This window comes from Pseudodesulfovibrio sp. JC047 (assembly GCF_010468615.1).
GTDB lineage: Bacteria > Desulfobacterota > Desulfovibrionia > Desulfovibrionales > Desulfovibrionaceae > Pseudodesulfovibrio.
In genome coordinates this window covers 88217-104377 of the sequence record NZ_WUEH01000012.1, presented here as the reverse complement: position 1 = coordinate 104377, position 16161 = coordinate 88217, and the positions used below count along the sequence as shown (strand labels likewise).

The 16161-nt window shown below is 51.9% G+C and carries 14 protein-coding genes and 1 riboswitch; of the genes, 11 read left to right on the top strand and 3 right to left on the bottom strand.

All coding sequences use genetic code 11. The features are described 5' to 3' along the window. Positions 1-174: 174 nt before the first annotated feature. A complete protein-coding gene (locus GO013_RS09875) occupies positions 175-1347 on the bottom strand; it encodes a pyridoxal phosphate-dependent aminotransferase (protein ID WP_163810633.1) in 1173 nt (390 codons plus the stop codon). A gap of 185 nt (positions 1348-1532) precedes the next feature. Here GO013_RS09875 and GO013_RS09870 point away from each other — a divergent pair, with 185 nt between their 5' ends. From GO013_RS09870 to GO013_RS09835, 8 genes are all read left to right on the top strand, one after another. After that, positions 1533-2276: a class I SAM-dependent methyltransferase gene (locus tag GO013_RS09870; protein WP_163810631.1), complete on the top strand. Its 744-nt coding sequence runs from the start codon at positions 1533-1535 to the stop codon at positions 2274-2276. 200 nt (positions 2277-2476) lie between these two features. After that, positions 2477-4411 (top strand): adenylate/guanylate cyclase domain-containing protein, encoded by a 1935-nt coding sequence (locus tag GO013_RS09865; protein WP_163810630.1) that lies wholly within the window; start codon positions 2477-2479, stop codon positions 4409-4411. 25 nt (positions 4412-4436) lie between these two features. Beyond that, positions 4437-4850: a bacteriohemerythrin gene (locus tag GO013_RS09860; RefSeq protein WP_163810628.1), complete on the top strand. Its 414-nt coding sequence runs from the start codon at positions 4437-4439 to the stop codon at positions 4848-4850. A gap of 458 nt (positions 4851-5308) precedes the next feature. Further along, complete coding sequence (gene modB, locus GO013_RS09855) at positions 5309-5998, top strand: molybdate ABC transporter permease subunit (protein WP_163810626.1); 690 nt, start codon at positions 5309-5311, stop codon at positions 5996-5998. A gap of 20 nt (positions 5999-6018) precedes the next feature. Next, positions 6019-6783 (top strand): molybdate ABC transporter substrate-binding protein, encoded by a 765-nt coding sequence (modA, locus tag GO013_RS09850; protein WP_163810625.1) that lies wholly within the window; start codon positions 6019-6021, stop codon positions 6781-6783. A gap of 21 nt (positions 6784-6804) precedes the next feature. After that, positions 6805-7548 (top strand): ATP-binding cassette domain-containing protein, encoded by a 744-nt coding sequence (locus GO013_RS09845; protein WP_163810623.1) that lies wholly within the window; start codon positions 6805-6807, stop codon positions 7546-7548. A 337-nt stretch (positions 7549-7885) separates the two neighbouring features. Continuing rightward, positions 7886-10126, top strand: coding sequence for a vitamin B12-dependent ribonucleotide reductase (locus GO013_RS09840; protein WP_163810621.1), 2241 nt, complete (start codon positions 7886-7888; stop codon positions 10124-10126). Positions 10127-10667: 541 nt separating this feature from the next. Further along, complete coding sequence (locus GO013_RS09835; protein WP_163810619.1) at positions 10668-11477, top strand: class I SAM-dependent methyltransferase; 810 nt, start codon at positions 10668-10670, stop codon at positions 11475-11477. A 466-nt stretch (positions 11478-11943) separates the two neighbouring features. Here GO013_RS09835 and ribB read toward each other — a convergent pair whose 3' ends face one another. Then, positions 11944-12597, bottom strand: coding sequence for a 3,4-dihydroxy-2-butanone-4-phosphate synthase (gene ribB, locus GO013_RS09830; protein WP_163810617.1), 654 nt, complete (start codon positions 12595-12597; stop codon positions 11944-11946). Between the two features lie 122 nt (positions 12598-12719). Further along, positions 12720-12866: riboswitch (FMN riboswitch) on the bottom strand. Positions 12867-13021: 155 nt separating this feature from the next. Between ribB and GO013_RS09825 the strand changes: the two genes are divergently transcribed. The 3 genes from GO013_RS09825 (at position 13022) to GO013_RS09815 (ending at position 15334) form a co-directional block, all read left to right on the top strand. After that, positions 13022-13381, top strand: coding sequence for a hydrogenase maturation nickel metallochaperone HypA (locus GO013_RS09825; protein ID WP_239057817.1), 360 nt, complete (start codon positions 13022-13024; stop codon positions 13379-13381). A 16-nt stretch (positions 13382-13397) separates the two neighbouring features. After that, positions 13398-14057, top strand: a complete 660-nt coding sequence (hypB, locus tag GO013_RS09820) for a hydrogenase nickel incorporation protein HypB (RefSeq protein ID WP_163810615.1) — start codon at positions 13398-13400, stop codon at positions 14055-14057. A gap of 347 nt (positions 14058-14404) precedes the next feature. Next, positions 14405-15334 carry a flagellin gene (locus GO013_RS09815; RefSeq protein WP_163810613.1) on the top strand — a complete coding sequence of 310 codons (930 nt, stop codon included), beginning with the start codon at positions 14405-14407 and terminating at the stop codon, positions 15332-15334. Positions 15335-15470: 136 nt separating this feature from the next. Here GO013_RS09815 and rnc read toward each other — a convergent pair whose 3' ends face one another. Beyond that, positions 15471-16151, bottom strand: a complete 681-nt coding sequence (rnc, locus tag GO013_RS09810) for a ribonuclease III (protein ID WP_163810612.1) — start codon at positions 16149-16151, stop codon at positions 15471-15473. Between the last annotated feature and the right edge of the window lie 10 nt (positions 16152-16161).

The window sequence follows — 16161 nt, the reverse complement described above, 5'->3', positions numbered from 1 at the left end:
TACATTACTAATACGCCATAAGGCGAGGGTGAAGCCTGGCCTAATTAAAGAGAAAACAACGAAGAAAGGGAGTTCTTGACATGGTGCCGCATAAGAAAAAGGCCACCCATGGCGGCCTTTTTTCTGTGACTTCATCTGGCAGGGAGCATTCCCTGCACTCTCGGGAAATCAGTATTATCTGCCCAACAGGACCGAACCAACCTTGGACAGCGCATCCAGCAATGTGTCGTCATCAACGGCATAGGAAAAGCGAATGCACTTGTCGTCGCCAAATGCAGACCCGGGAACCAGTGCCACACCAACCTCTTCCAGAATCCGGGAACACATGGCCGCGGAATCCGGTGTTTCTTCGGTGTAAAACTGCTCCAGAACCGGAAACAGGTAAAACGCGCCGTCAGGCTTGGGACAGGGGGCACCCCATCCGGTAATGATCTCATACGCACGGTCACGCCGACGGATAAAGGCCTGCTTCATCTCGTCCACGATGTCCCATGGTCCTGTCAACGCCGCGAGCGCGGCCTTCTGGGTAATGGAATTGATATTGGATGTGGATTGACCCTGAATCTTGTTCATGGCCTTGACCAGCTCTTCATGTGCCAGGGCATACCCCACACGCCAGCCCGTCATGCAAAATGACTTGGACAATGCACCCACAATGGCGATGGTGTCCGGGTACTTCTCCCACGTTTTGGCAAGGGAAACCGGCTCGAACGGCGCGTAGACCAAACGGTCGTACACCTCATCGGAAATGATGAAAATATCGTTATCCCGCGCCCATTTGGCAATAGCTTCAAGCTGTTCCTGCGTGTAACAACAGCCGGTCGGGTTGGAGGGGGAATTCAGGATGAGCACCCGCGTCTTCCCGGTCCGGGCGGCTTCAAGCGTATCCACGGTCACCAGATATTGTTCTTCGGCGGATGTCGGCACAAAAACGGACACGCCTTCGGCCAGTTGCACCATGGCGGGATAGCTGACCCAATACGGAGCGGGAATGAGCACTTCGTCACCGGGATTCACCACGGCCATGAGCAGGTTATACAACGCCTGTTTGCCACCGTTGGAAATAATCGCGTTGTCCGCACTGGTTTTTGCCCCGTAGAACCGGGTGTAATACTCGGCCACGGCTTTTCGCAACGCGGGAATGCCCGGCACCGGCGTATACCGGGTAAAGCCTTCGTCCAAAGCGGCTTTGGCGGCGTCGCAGACATGGGCGGGAGTGCCAAAATCGGGCTGTCCCACAGCCAGACTGATAATTTCGCGACCCTGAGCACGAAGTTCCTGGGCCTTGGCATTGACAGCCAGGGTCGCGGAAGGTTTGATACGCGTCAGGCGATCTGAAATACGCATACGAAAACTCTCTTGTTAACGATTAATGATAGTGACCGCTCACCTGCAAATAGACGAAAACAATTCTGTCGTAAATCCGCTTTATTCCCAAACAAGAAAAAAATTGTCATATTCACCCATCAGAACGTCCATTCATGGACAAATCATGAGACACAACACCCCATCAAGAGGAAATCAAAACAGTCATGGAAATAATCTTCAAGATCTACGAAGGACTGGACAGGGAAGGCCCGGGCGATTTCGCCACCACCAAACGCGCCTACGACCTCTGCACCGGATTGCCGGGAAAACCGGAAATCTTGGAGCTAGGCTGCGGTTCGGGCGGAGCAACCATTCCGCTGGCACAGATTTCCGGGGGCACTGTCACAGCCACGGAAATCCACCCGCCCTTTCTCGAAAGACTGGTGGAACGCGCTCAACAAGCCGGTGTGGAAGACCGGATCATCGCCGCGATCATGGACATGGGTGATATCCAGGCCGAACCGGAATCATTTGATCTAATCTGGTGCGAAGGTGCCGCCTATTTTCTGGGCGTGGACACCGCGCTGGAGCAGTGGAAACCCTTTCTCAAACCGGGCGGCTGTCTTTGTTTCAGCGATGCGGTCTGGCTCTCGGACACGGCTCGGGACACCGCGCCGGAGGCTGTCAAAGTCTATTGGGCAGAAGGATACCCTGCCATGCGCACGGCACAGGAAAATATCCGTGCCGGGGAAGCCGCCGGGTACACGTCACTGAACAATTTCACCATCGACACCCGTTGCTGGGATGCCTTCTATGAGGATGTGGAACGCCGTCTAAACGAGATTGAACCCATATACGGCACCGATCCCAAAGGACAAACCATCATCAACATGACCCGCAAGGAAATCGCCTTGTACAGAGATTTTCCAGATATCTACGGCTACGAGTTCCACGTCTTCAAAAAATAGTTCAGCCACTCAGTCAAAAAGCACCCCTGTTCCCAACCATGCGGGGGTGCCCTTTCCCTCTTCTTTCTCGTCCAGCCATAACCACATCAATTCTCCCGTCCCAAGAAAAGAGGTCACCCGATACAGCTTTCGTGTTTACAAAAAAACTGGAAGCACTTATACTATAATATAGTAATTGTTCCTAAAATTGGACACACGCAATGAGCAGGACAATTCTCAAGTCAACGATCTATCAATGCCTGGCCGCACTGCTGCTGGTCTCTTTGATGGTGGGCGCCGGGGCGTATGCGCTGTGCCGTGCCAATCGAATCCATACAGAATCCCGCACGGCAAAAGAAGCCTCGAACACCATTCACTCCCTGCGTCAACTCCTGAAATTCGAGTTCGAGGATATCGTGGCCGATGTCCGACTCCTCTCGAAGATGCAGGAATCCCAACAGGTTTTCACCAGCCAGCTCACGGCACCACTCGCCCGGAACCTGCTGTTCTTCTCTCTGGATAAAAAGACCTACGACAATATCCGCTATCTGGACAAAGACGGCATGGAACTGTTTCGTATCGACTATCAGGAAGGGAATCCCTCCATCGCGGACAAACAGACGTTACAGGACAGAAGCGAGGCCTATTACCATAAGGGCTCACGCAAACTGAAGGTCGGCGAGGTCTATATTTCCGCCCTGGATCTTGAAACCAAAATCGCATCCTGCAAACAGTGCCCCAAACCCATCATGCGGATCGCGGCTCCGCTTTTTGACGCTGACGGCACCAGACACGGTGTGGTCATGCTCAACTATTTCGGCAACCACTTGTGCCGTATTATGGAGCTGGGAGCCGAAGAAGCCAGCGGAAAACCCATTTTGCTCAATGACAAAGGGTACTGGCTGCGGTCCAATGACGAAAACGAAGAATGGGGATTCATGCGGGAGGATGGCCACGGTCTGACCTTCCAATCCCGATTCCCGGACGAATGGACACAGGTCACACACATGGATGATGGACAACTCCGGACGGAAAACGGGCTGTTCACCTTTGCCACCATCGACCCCGGTGAATTCATTTCGGAACTGGCCGGAATACAAATCACCAGTGATGCCGGGAAATGGATATTCATGGTCCATGACCCTGCGGACAAACTCACCGGGCCGCACCGGGCGTATCAAAAAAAACTGCTCATGATCCTGATTCCGCTTTCCCTCCTGATGATGGGAGGCATTTTCTGCATCTGCATGTTCCGCCTGACCAACAAACAGGCACAACTTGACATCATCGCACAACAAAAATCCTACACCCGATTTGTTCCCAAGGAATTCCTGGCCTTGCTGGGCAAGGGCCGATACCGCGACCTTGCGCTGGAAAGCCATGCTGATCATGAAATGTGTGTGCTGTTCAGTGACATCCGCTCCTACACGAAACTCGCTGAAAACATGACCCATCTGGAAGTCATCCAGTTTCTGAACGCCTATTTCCAGACCGTGAATGAACCGATCGAACACAACGATGGTTTTGTGGACAGTTTCCACGGCGACGCATTACTCGCGCTGTTCAAGGACGGCAACGCCGAAGGGGCCACCAGGGCCGCCATCGCCATGCAACGCAACATCACGCAATTCAATATCGACAGGGCTGCGCGCGCCGAAAAACCCGTGGCATCCGGCATCGGCCTGCACACCGGTGAAGTCACACTCGGCGCACTCGGGACCAACGAACGCCTTCAGGCCACGGTCATCGGCGACGTGGTCAATCTGGCCGCCAGAATAGAATCATCGACCAAGACCTTTGGGGTCCGTATCGTCATCTCGGACAGTGTCTACACGAAACTTCCGAACCCGCAGGACTTTGCCATCCGCGAATTCGACACGGTTCGGGTCAAGGGCAAACAGATTCCCGTGCGGTTGTATGAAGTCTTTGACGCCGACCCCGCACCATTGGCCGCCCAAAAATGGTCGCTGCTCACCCCCTTTGCCGAGGGATTGGCCGCCTACAGACAGGGACAGTTCGAAGAGGCTGCCGAACGGTTCGAACACTGCCTGCACCTGTGCCCTGAAGACTCCATCAGTTCCATTTTCTTCAAACGATGCAAAACCATGATGCGCATTCCACCCGGCGAAGGGTGGTCCGGCATCAGTACACTCTAACCTTTTTCACAAAAGGAAACGCCCAATGTCTTTTATCGAATTCACCGAGGAAAACAGAATCGGTATCGCCGAAATAGACGAACAGCATCGCAACCTGTTCACCTTACTCAACACCATGCACACCGCCACGATCGAAGGGCAGGAACACAGCGCAATTGTCGCGATTTTCGACGACCTCATCGTGTATACGGTCGAGCATTTCGATACCGAAGAAAAATATATGCAGGAATACCAATACCCTCAATATACGGATCACAAAAAAGAACATGACGATCTGACAGGACAGGCACTGCAACTCCAAATGCAATTCAACTCGGGAAGTGCCACAGTGACCTTTGAACTGCTCGATTTTCTCAATGGATGGCTGAACGATCATACCATGGGGACTGATCGAGAGCTGGGCGATTTTCTCCGTCCACGACTGGCCAATCGCCCCTAAAATCAGCCATCCCTTCCGCTCCACCGTTCTGAATTGATCGAGTCTCAACACCGTATCTTTTTTTGAAAAGACATTGCATCAGAGACTCTTTCGGCATAGACATTCTGTATCAACATCGGTTGATAGCTGTATAATTCAAGTATTCAGAAAAAAAACAGTGAATAAATCACCATATTGAATTCGGCACATTTTTTTTGCAGTCGTATTATATACAATATAAATACATAGTATACCATTATGCCGCATTCTACATAATAGCAGCGTCATAACTTGATACAATGTTCTTATAAAAAACAAACTGTCACGCGTTTTGGAATATTCGTGACAGTATTTTCACACTTTACAATTCATTTTCCGTGTGCATAATACACGCATCGTCTGTTTTTTATCATACCTATCTGGTGGAGAATCAATGATCCGTATTCCATATACACCCTCATCCAACGCAGCAAGCACCCATGGATACCGTCTGGTTTGATTTTACCAACATAGCCTTTACCGGACCGCTTCTCCTGACGTTGAAAGTCGCTGGTCTGGCCACCCTTGGAGCACTGATTCTGGGGGTGAGTGTCGCCTATGCGCTCGCACGCTGGGATTTTCCGGGACGAGATTTTCTGGATGCGGTCTGTACACTCCCCATGGTCATGCCTCCAACGGTTCTCGGCTACTATTTACTGATTTTCATTGGCCGCCGAGGAGTTGTTGGCGCATGGCTGCATGAGCATTGTGGCATCACCCTGATGTTCACATGGCAAGGAGCGGTCATTGCGGCCACGGTCGTGGCGTTCCCGCTGGTCTTCAAATCGGCCCGAGCCGCACTGGAAGACGTTGGTTCTCAATATGAGAATGCAGCCAGAACGCTGGGACAGGGCGAACTCGCGGTTTTTTTGCGGGTCTCGCTTCCGCTGGCCTTCCGAGGTGTTTTATCCGGTGGAATGCTCGCCTTTGCCCGCGCCATGGGAGAATTCGGCGCGACCCTCATGGTCGCCGGCAACCTTCCGGGAAGGACACAAACCCTTTCCCTGGCTGTCTATTCTGCCGTTCAAGCCGGAGACAACGCCCTGGCCAACACATTGGTCCTCATCATCAGCATTGTCTGTGTCATCATCCTCATGACCACCAGCAAATTACTCAAACCTCGTTACTAACGAGTCCACAAGGAATCATCATGAAACGAACCACTGCCTTTACATCCATCATCGTCTCTCTCTTTCTCATCGCTGGCACAGCGGCCAATGCCATGGCGCAGGAATTGATCGTGTCTGCCGCCGCCAGCCTGACTGACGCCTTCAACGACATCGAGCCAGCCTTTGAAGCGGCTCATCCCAATGTGGATGTCATCATGAATTTCGCTTCGTCCGGCGCGCTGTATCGCCAGATCGAACAAGGTGCTCCGGCTGATGTCTACGCATCTGCCAACCCCAAATGGATGAATAAGGCCGTGACCAAAGGCTTTGTGAATCAGGCCGACACCGCAATTTTTGCCAGAAACTCTCTGGTCCTGGCCACTCCAGCCGACAATCCAGCTCACATCAAGACACTGGCCGACCTGACTGGACAGGCCGTGAAATCCATCGGTATTGGCACGCCCGAAACGGTTCCCGCCGGACAATATGCCAAGGGCGCATTGACGTCCAAAGACCTCTACGCCACACTCACCCCTAAAATGATCTTTGGTGAATCAGTACGACAGATTCTGGACTATCTGTCCCGTGATGAAATCGACTGCGGCTTCGTCTATCGCACCGATGCGGTCAAGGCCGGAAAAAATGTCACCATTATTGAAGAAGTGCCCCTTGAAAAACCCGTCACCTATCCCATCGCCGTTCTCTCCCAATCCGACAAACAAGCCATGGCGACCGCTTTTGTACACTTCGTTCGCAGTGATGCTGGTGCCGACCTTCTGGAAGGACGTGGTTTCAAACGTCCCTAACTTCAGCAAAAACTCATTTCCATGAAATTTGAACTTGATATCACCAAAAGCATGAAGAGCGGAGGAGAAGAATTTCTCCTTCGCTCGGAATTTTTCTCGACAGATCAAACCCTGGTACTTTTTGGCCCATCCGGCTCAGGCAAAACCCTGACACTCAAGGCCATTGCAGGCCTGCTCACGCCGGACAGGGGGTACATCAAAATCAACGGAGAAGTGATTTTCGATGCCAGGGCCGGTCTCAACATCCCCACACGAAACCGAAATATCGGATACGTCTTTCAGGATTACGCCCTGTTTCCGCATTTGACCGTGCGTGAAAATATCGCCTTCGGCTTGAAACCGCTCTTTGGCTCACTCGATGCTCCACTGGCCAGGCGAGTCGAAGAGCTTATCGAAATATTCGGGCTTGGGATGCTTGCCGGACAAAAACCAGGTGCTTTGTCCGGCGGCCAGCAACAACGCACGGCCCTTGCCCGGGCCTTGGCCCCGTCGCCCAAATTGCTTCTGCTGGATGAACCGTTCAGTGCCCTTGACCAACCACTCCGAATACGAATGCGCAACGAACTCGCCAAGGTTCTCAAGGCCTTTGACATCCCCATGATCATGGTCACACACGACTCGGATGACGTGGAAAAATTCGCCGAAACCGTCGTGGTCTATCGCAATGGCCGGGTAGCAAACATTTACTCGGCGAGCAGTATTCTCGACGCCGGACACGACCTCACAGAAACCCTGCATCGTCAGGTGGCCCTGGCCTACGAATAACCGACATGGCATTCATCCAGTGCATGAATACCGCTCAATTCGACGCCATTCCCCGCCGTCACTCACCACCATTGAAGTTCAAACGCGGGTCAAAACAACTCGATTCTCAAAATGTCGGTCTACACAACAAATAAAAACAATAACTATTCCCAACAATAAGACTCTTCAACGACCTCAGCGGGTTGGGAATATATGGTTTACGAATCAAAAAAAACCATTTTACGCTGGTCTTTTCTGCTCACTTTCTATAGTCTAGAAAATCTCTAATTCATGTGCCGTCTTTCTAGGCACCAGACTAAAAAGAGTTTAACTTTCAACTGTTTATAAAGGTCTTTTCATGTCAAAACGTACAATCCCAGCAGGCCTTCCAGAGCCGATTATCAATGAAAACGCGAAGATAGTTTTAAGCCGCCGATACCAACGCAAGGACACCAAGGGAGCGACAGCCGAAACTCCCAAGGAATTGTTCTGGCGAGTGGCCTCCTCCATTGCCAAGGAGGAAGATAAATACACGAAGTCCTCATTCAAATCCGGCAAACTGGCGCGTGAATTCTACGACCTAATGACCTCATATCGTTTCCTGCCCAACTCGCCCACACTCATGAACGCGGGAACAGACATCGGCCAGCTCGCAGCCTGTTTCGTTCTGCCCATCGAGGATGACATCGAAGGCATTTTCGACGCGGTCAAGCACGCGGCCATGATCCACAAATCGGGCGGCGGCACCGGATTTTCCTTTTCCCGTCTGCGTGCCAAGGATTCCGTGGTCGGCTCCACCGGCGGCGTGGCGTCCGGACCGCTTTCGTTCCTCAAAATTTTCAACTGCGCCACCGAACAGATCAAGCAAGGCGGAACCCGCCGTGGCGCAAACATGGGTATTCTCCGGGTCGATCATCCGGACATCATGGACTTCATCAAGGCCAAGGAACGGGATGGCGAACTCAACAACTTCAACCTGTCCATCGGTCTGACCGAAACCTTCATGAAGGCCGTTGAAAAAAGTGAAGACTACGACCTCATCGCACCGAATACCGGCAAAAAAGTCAGCTCGCTCAATGCCCGGGATGTCTTCAACATTCTGGTGCAAAAAGCCTGGGAGTCCGGCGATCCGGGCATCGTCTTCCTGGACCGCATCAACCGGGACAATCCCACTCCCAAGCTCGGCGAAATGGAATCGACCAACCCGTGCGGCGAACAGCCCCTGCTTCCCTACGAAGCCTGCAACCTCGGGTCCATCAACCTCGGCACCTGCTTTGCCAAGGGGAAAAACGGTCACGATTCCGAAGTGGACTGGGCTGAGCTGAAACGCATCATTCATCTCGCTGTCCGTTTTCTGGACAACGTCATCGACGCATCCCAATACCCACTCCCGCAGATCACGGAAACCGTTGAAAAGAATCGTAAGATCGGGCTTGGCGTCATGGGCTGGGCCGATCTGCTCTATCAGCTCAAGATTCCATACAACTCGCAAACCGCCGTCGATATGGGCGAACGTCTCATGAAGTTCATTCAGGACGAAGCGCGAAGCGCGTCCAAGACCCTTGCGGCAGAACGCGGCCATTTCCCGACCTATCCCGAATCCATCTTTGGCGAGACCAATCTCGGCCCATATCGCAACGCCACGACCACGACCATCGCGCCCACCGGGACTCTGTCCATCATCGCGGGCTGTTCGTCCGGAGTGGAACCCTTGTTCGCCCTGTCTTTTGTCCGCAACGTCATGGACAACGACAAGCTTATGGAAACAAATCCGTATTTCGAATCCGCACTCAAGGACGCTGGCGCGTATTCCGAAAACCTCATGGAAAAAATCGCCAACGTCGGTTCCATCAAAAAGATGGAGCATCTGCCCGAAGCACTCCGGACCATCTTTGTCACATCCATGGACATCGAACCGATCTGGCATCTCAAGATGCAGGCGGCTTTCCAGAAGCACACAGACAACGCGGTCTCCAAGACCGTCAACCTGCCCAGCAACGCAACCAAAGAAAATATCTGGGATATTTACTGGAAAGCGTATGAATACGGATGCAAGGGCGTCACGGTCTACCGGGATGGTTCCAAGACCTCTCAGGTGTTGTGCACAGGTGAAAGTGACAAGAAAATCAAGGAAGAAGAATCCGTCGTTCAAAATCGGCCGGACGTCATTTACGGATTCACCCAGAAAATATCCACCGGCTTGGGCATGTTGTTCCTGACGGTCAACGAAATGGACGGCAAGCCCTTCGAAGTCTTTGCCACCATCGGCAAATCCGGTGGGTCAATCACGGCCAAGGCCGAAGCCATCGGCAGGTTGGTCTCCCTCGCCCTGCGCTCCGGTGTCGAAGTGCGGGAAATCGTCGAGCAGCTCAAGGGGATCGGCGGCGAAAATCCCAAATTCATGAAGAAACATCTGGTCAAATCCATTCCGGATGCCATTGCCCACGTTTTCGAATCCCGCTACCTCAGCGGCGAACACGTCAACGTACAGGTGCCCTCGCTCAACAAGGAGCTTTGCCCGGACTGCGGTCAGCCACTCGTTTTCGAAGAAGGGTGTCACATCTGCAAGTCCTGCGCATACACCAAGTGCGGCGGCTGATAACAACACACCAAAACAACTAACAAGAAGGAATCGCCAGACCATGGCGGTTCCTCCTTTTTTTTGGGCTATTGTCGTTACAACTGTCCTGCCGGGGGCCGCCTTCAGCGAGACCAGGGCTTTGCCCTGGACCCACCAGAGAACCTTTTGAAAAAGGTTCTCTGGACTCTCCTAAACTTTTTGGGTCGCTTCGCGAAAGCTGTCGGCAGCATTTGCTCGTGCGGCTCTTGGGAAGGCGTTGTAAAAAATTGCATTTTTTACAAACTCTATTGAAAAATCTTAAAAAGGCTCTTTTCTCTAAAGGCTTCTTCATTCTTCCCCCATCCCCTCTTTTCTCTCTCATATTTCTTCAATCCCACTCAATCGATAACGGATGCCCTCGCCGAAGGCGCGACAAAAAGTTCTGGAGGGGAGTCCAGAGGGGAACCTCTTTCAAGAGGTTCCCCTCTGGCCGTCGGAGACATTCTGAAAAAATAGTTAAGCTTCTTTACATAAAAGGTCTATTTGTCCTATCCTTTTTTCAAAGACTGAAGGAGTCATCATGCATAATGACGAATTACGGAGAATTTGGAACGAACGGGCGGAATATCATGCAGCGCGGAAATTAACAGAATCGGACGATGCCATGAGTCGCTTTTATCACACCAGTTGGTGGCGACATATTGAACCACTTTTGTCGAATTTTCCCAGCGGGACAATTTTGGAAGCGGGCTGCGGGACCGGACGATGGGCTGAACATCTTGTTCCTCTGGGGTATTCTGTCACATTGACGGATATTTCTCCGGTCATGCTTAAAAAAGCTCGGGAACATGCCGAACGAAAAGGATTTGTGAACGGGGTCATATTGAAGGAATTTGATGTCTGCGACCTGCATCCTTTTGCGGACAACAGCTTCGACATGGTCATTTCGACAGGAGAACCTATTTCGTTATGTGCCGATCCGGAAAAGGCATTCAGCGAATATTGTCGAGTCGTCCGCCCCGGCGGCTATGTTTTGTGCGACGCAGGAAATAAATATCGCAGGGCACTCGAAGTTTTCACGAAAGATCCATCGGCGGCATTTTTGACGATTCTTGAAACCGGAGAACACACAGCCCATGGGAACATGGACTTGCATCTTTTCGGACCATCGGAACTCAAGAAGAACTTTGAAACACTGGGGATGACCGTTCATACGCTGGCCGGACTCACACCCATGCTCACATTTCCTCCCAGCACAACTGCCCAAACCGCCATGCAGGACCAGACGACTCTTCAGGCCCTTGAAGAACTTGAAAGGAAATACACCCAAACCCCAGAAATCATAGCCCTCAGCAGCCGTCTCATCATCGTCGCCCAGAAACCACACTAAGAAAAACGTCACTCCAACCATACCTTGGGGGCATAGCCCCCAACAAAACCTCTCCCCGACACCCCACTCTTCAGCCAAATCGCCCACATCCCCGACACCCCAAACTTCTGGAGTACCTTGGGGGCACCGCCCCCAACAACGACTCTCTTTCCCCGAGGCCCCATTCTTCATCCTTCAGCCAAATCGCCCATATCCCCGACACCCCAAACTTCTGGAGTACCTTGGGGGCACCGCCCCCAACAGCGGCTCTCTCTCCCCGATGAGTTAAGGCTTGGTAGAGTGGTGCAGATGTGCATTTTCTCGGGTGCCGATCGACCGGAGGCGTAGTCTTCCTACGGTGAGGATCGAGCGGTGCCCGAAAAATGTGCAGATGCGCCGCTATCCCAAGCCGACGCCAAAAAGAAAGGCCCCGTTACTAGGAAACGGAGCCTGCATATTTTGTTTTTTTGTAGTGGATATCTAAAAGTTATGCGGCCTCACTTTTTCGAGATTTGCGGTATGCAACAATGTCGTCCACAGTACAGACGGGCATGTTGTGTTTTTCACCGAATGCGACGATTTCCGGGGTTCTGGCCATGGTTCCATCAGGATTGGTGACTTCGCAAAGCACACCACATGGCGACAAACCGGCCAACCGAGCCATGTCTACCGTGGCTTCGGTATGGCCTCCTCGTTCAAGCACCCCACCGGGACGGGCGCGAAGCGGAAACACGTGACCAGGGCTGGCGATATCCCTGGCTGTGGCGTCTCCGGCAATAGCCGTCTTGATGGTTGTCACTCGATCAGCAGCAGACACTCCGGTCGTCACTCCCTTGGCTGCTTCGATGGAGATGGTAAACGCGGTCTGATATTGACTGCTGTTTTCCTCCACCATCATGGGCAATTCAAGGGAACGAATTTTTTCATCGGTCATGCACAAACAGACAATTCCACTCCCCTCGCGGATGAGAAGAGCCATCTGTTCGTTCGTGAGCGTTTCAGCGGCAAAGATGAGATCACCTTCGTTTTCACGATCTTCATTGTCGGTAACAAGAATACCACGACCATCACGGAGTGCCGCAAGAGCTTTTTCAACCCTCTGCACAGGGTTACCAAAAGTATTGAGTAAAGACTGATTCATCATGAATCTCCTGAGAGTATGAATGAATCAGGGCGCAAAGACAGGCAGCCGGGTCGTGTGTACCACACGCCGCGGCCTGACGCCGCAGAACGCTAAAACGCGCTACGACGAAAACAGGACTGCCTCATTCTCTTTCATCCGGACTTTTACCGTCGGCCCCGGAATCACACCGGGTCTGCAGACTTTCCCAACAGAGAGAAACGCTCGCGGGCTTCCTGGCAAACCAGGTTACCGCCGGTGGGGACTTCCACCCCGCCCTGAGAACAAGTTAGGAAAAGTTTAAGCAGTTTCATGAAGTTGTCAACTGATTCTCCTCAAAAAAATATCCTTTTTCGCAACCCCTTGCAGAAACATGTAAAAAAGAAGCAATCAAGGATGGGGGAAGCCTTGCCCGCATGCGTAAAAAGGGGTACTGCTTTCAGCCATGCATGAAATGTCAATCGTCGAATCCATCCTCGGCATCTTACGCGAAGAAATGGTCAAATATGATGGCCAGAAACTCAAGAAAGTCACCATCAAAAACGGCCAATTGGCTGGAGCGGTGTCTGAATCCCTGAAATTTGCCTGGGACGCACTCATCCCGGGTGGAGAATTTGACGGGGCTGAGTTAGAGATTATCGAGGTTCCGGTCAAGGTCGCATGTGGTGAGTGTGGCGAAGTTTTCAGCCCCGAACATGCCCGATGTATGCCGTGTCCAAAGTGCGAAGCACTCCTCGGCCATCACGTGTTGGAAGGAAAAGAACTGTTGATTGATTCCATTGAAGTGGATGACCAGCAGGAATAAGAGTTAAGGAGATATCATGTCCAAGGAAGTCACTATAGTTCGCAATGTACTCGAAGCCAACGATCGGTTGGCAGACGAGCTGCACAACAAATTTCGCGTCAAAAAAATCCTGTGCCTGAATCTCATGAGTTCTCCGGGCGCGGGCAAGACAACCCTTTTGGAACGCACCCTGCACGACCTGAAGGATGAATTCAAAATGGCGGTCATCGAAGGCGACCTCCAGACTGACAATGATGCGCAACGCGTGGCCGCCACCGGCGCGCAGGCCGTACAGATCAACACCGAAGGTGGATGCCATCTGGACTCCGGCATGGTCATGGACGCGCTCAAGGCCATCGACACCGAGGGCCTCGACATTCTGTTCATCGAAAATGTCGGAAACCTGGTCTGCCCGGCCGAATTCAATGTGGGCGAAGACTACAAGATCACCCTGTTGTCCGTGGCCGAAGGCGATGACAAACCAGAAAAATACCCATTCATGTTCCATATCTCCGCAGCCATGCTGCTCAACAAGGTGGACCTGCTCCCCTACGTTGATTTTGATATGGACAAAGCACAGAACCATGCAAAAGCCTTGAACAAGGACATCGAAATCTTCCCGATTTCCGCCCGGACAGGCGACAACATGGAACAGTGGTACAACTGGCTGCGCACCAAACGCGCCGAAAAGAAATAAACTTCACAGACTCACAAGAAAGCCCCTGCTCGCCTCGACGAACAGGGGCTTTCTCTTTTTCCCAGCCCTGCCTTTTCAAAAAGACAACACTCTCGCCTCTCAAAAAAGACACACTTGAAAAATAATCGGCTCAGCCTCCTCTGCCGATACATGTGGCATTTTTTTCACCCAATACCGACAAACTCTTGACAAAGCACAGACCAGCCCCCCTCATTTTTGGGAAAAAATAACCCATCTAGACTTTTTTTAGATAGTTATCTTTCTGATATTTAACAATAAAAAAGTATTGGCATGTATACTGCTTAACGAGAGCAAATGGATTTGATACTCGAACAAGGAGGGTTCAGATGTCTTTAGTTATCAACCACAACCTCATGGCAATGAATGCCCAGAGAAACCTGACCGATCATTATGATCGTCTGGGAGTCTCCACACGGCGTTTGTCATCAGGTCTGCGGGTCGGCACGGCGGCCGATGATGCTGCCGGGCTGGCAATTCGCGAGCTTATGCGCTCGGAAATCAGCTCACTGCATCAGGGCGTACGCAATGCGTCCGATGCCATTTCATTGATCCAGACCGCTGACGGCGCGTTGCAGGTCATTGATGAAAAACTCATCCGCATGAAAGAGCTGGCCATGCAGGCTTCCACGGGAACATACAACTCTGACCAACGACTGATTATCGATTCTGAATATCAGGCGATGTCTTCAGAAATCACCCGTATTGCCAACGCAACAGATTTCAACGGCATTTATCTTTTAAACGGTAATCTGGGCGGCGACCCGGCAGTGGACCATGATGGCACGGGGCTGCAATCCGAAGGGCCTTTGAAGATCCACTTCGGAACCAGCAACGACAGTGCTGAAGATTACTATTATGTCGGAATCCAAGGTTCCACCTCGGATGCATTCGGCCTGGGACAAGACGCCGCTCTCAAGACAGGTGTCACAACCTGGGAAGAACAGAATGCTGGCAAGGCCATTTCCACTCAGGGATTGGCACAGTCTGCCATGGACGCGATCAACAACGCCATTATCTCCAAGGACAAGATTCGCGCCAACCTCGGTTCCATGCAGAACCGTCTGGAAAACACGATCACAAACCTGGAAATTCAGGCCGAGAACATGCAGTCTGCCGAATCGCGAATTTCCGATGTTGACGTCGCCCAGGAAATGACGGAATTCGTCCGTAACCAAATTCTCACCCAATCCGCTGTGGCCATGTTGGCGCAGGCCAACTCTCTGCCGAGAATGGCCATGCAGCTCATCAGTGGTTAGTCTCTAGAGACGCACGGCTGAAGACGATCGGAACCATCCCCGAAGCACGGATGCTACGGGGTTTGGTTCCGGCCGTTTCCAGACATGGGCCAAAAAAACGACAAATTTCCTGATTTCAGAAAAAACAAGACATTTATTATTCCGAAAGGAATTTCAACGCGGTCCGCGCTGATTCCTGCTCCGCCCGTTTGACGCTGGTCCCGACACCTCGAAAGACTTCGCCATGTGGCAGGGTGACATCGATCATGAACAACTTTTCGTGCTCAGGTCCACTGGTCCCGGACAACACGTACACCGGACGTTCCTTGAAACGCTCTTGAGCAACTTCTTGCAATCGACTTTTATAATCCTTTGTTTCCGGCAACTTGGCCTGTTCCGGCCACTGGTTTTCGAAAATATTTAAAATGGTTTTCTTGGCGACTTCAAAGCCACCATCCAAAAACACGGCTCCCAGTACGGCCTCAAAAGCATCGGCCAACAGGGCATCCCGTTCCCGACCACCTTGCAATTCTTCACCTCGTCCCAGCCGGATATATTTGTCCAACTTGAGATCTCGGGCAATGGACGCAAGACTCTGTTCCTTGACAAGTTGCGAACGAATTCGAGTCAGTTGTCCTTCCGGAGCTTCCGAATATCGCTTGAATCCTTCCTCGGAAATACACAACTCAAGAACCGCATCCCCTAGGAATTCCAGTCTTTCATTGTCCGCATTCACGTCCTGTTCATTGGCGAACGAGGAGTGCGTGAGCGCGGTCTCCAGGAACTTGACTTGACCAAACCGATGGTGGATACAATCCTGTAGTTCAGCGGTATCCATTCAACCCCCT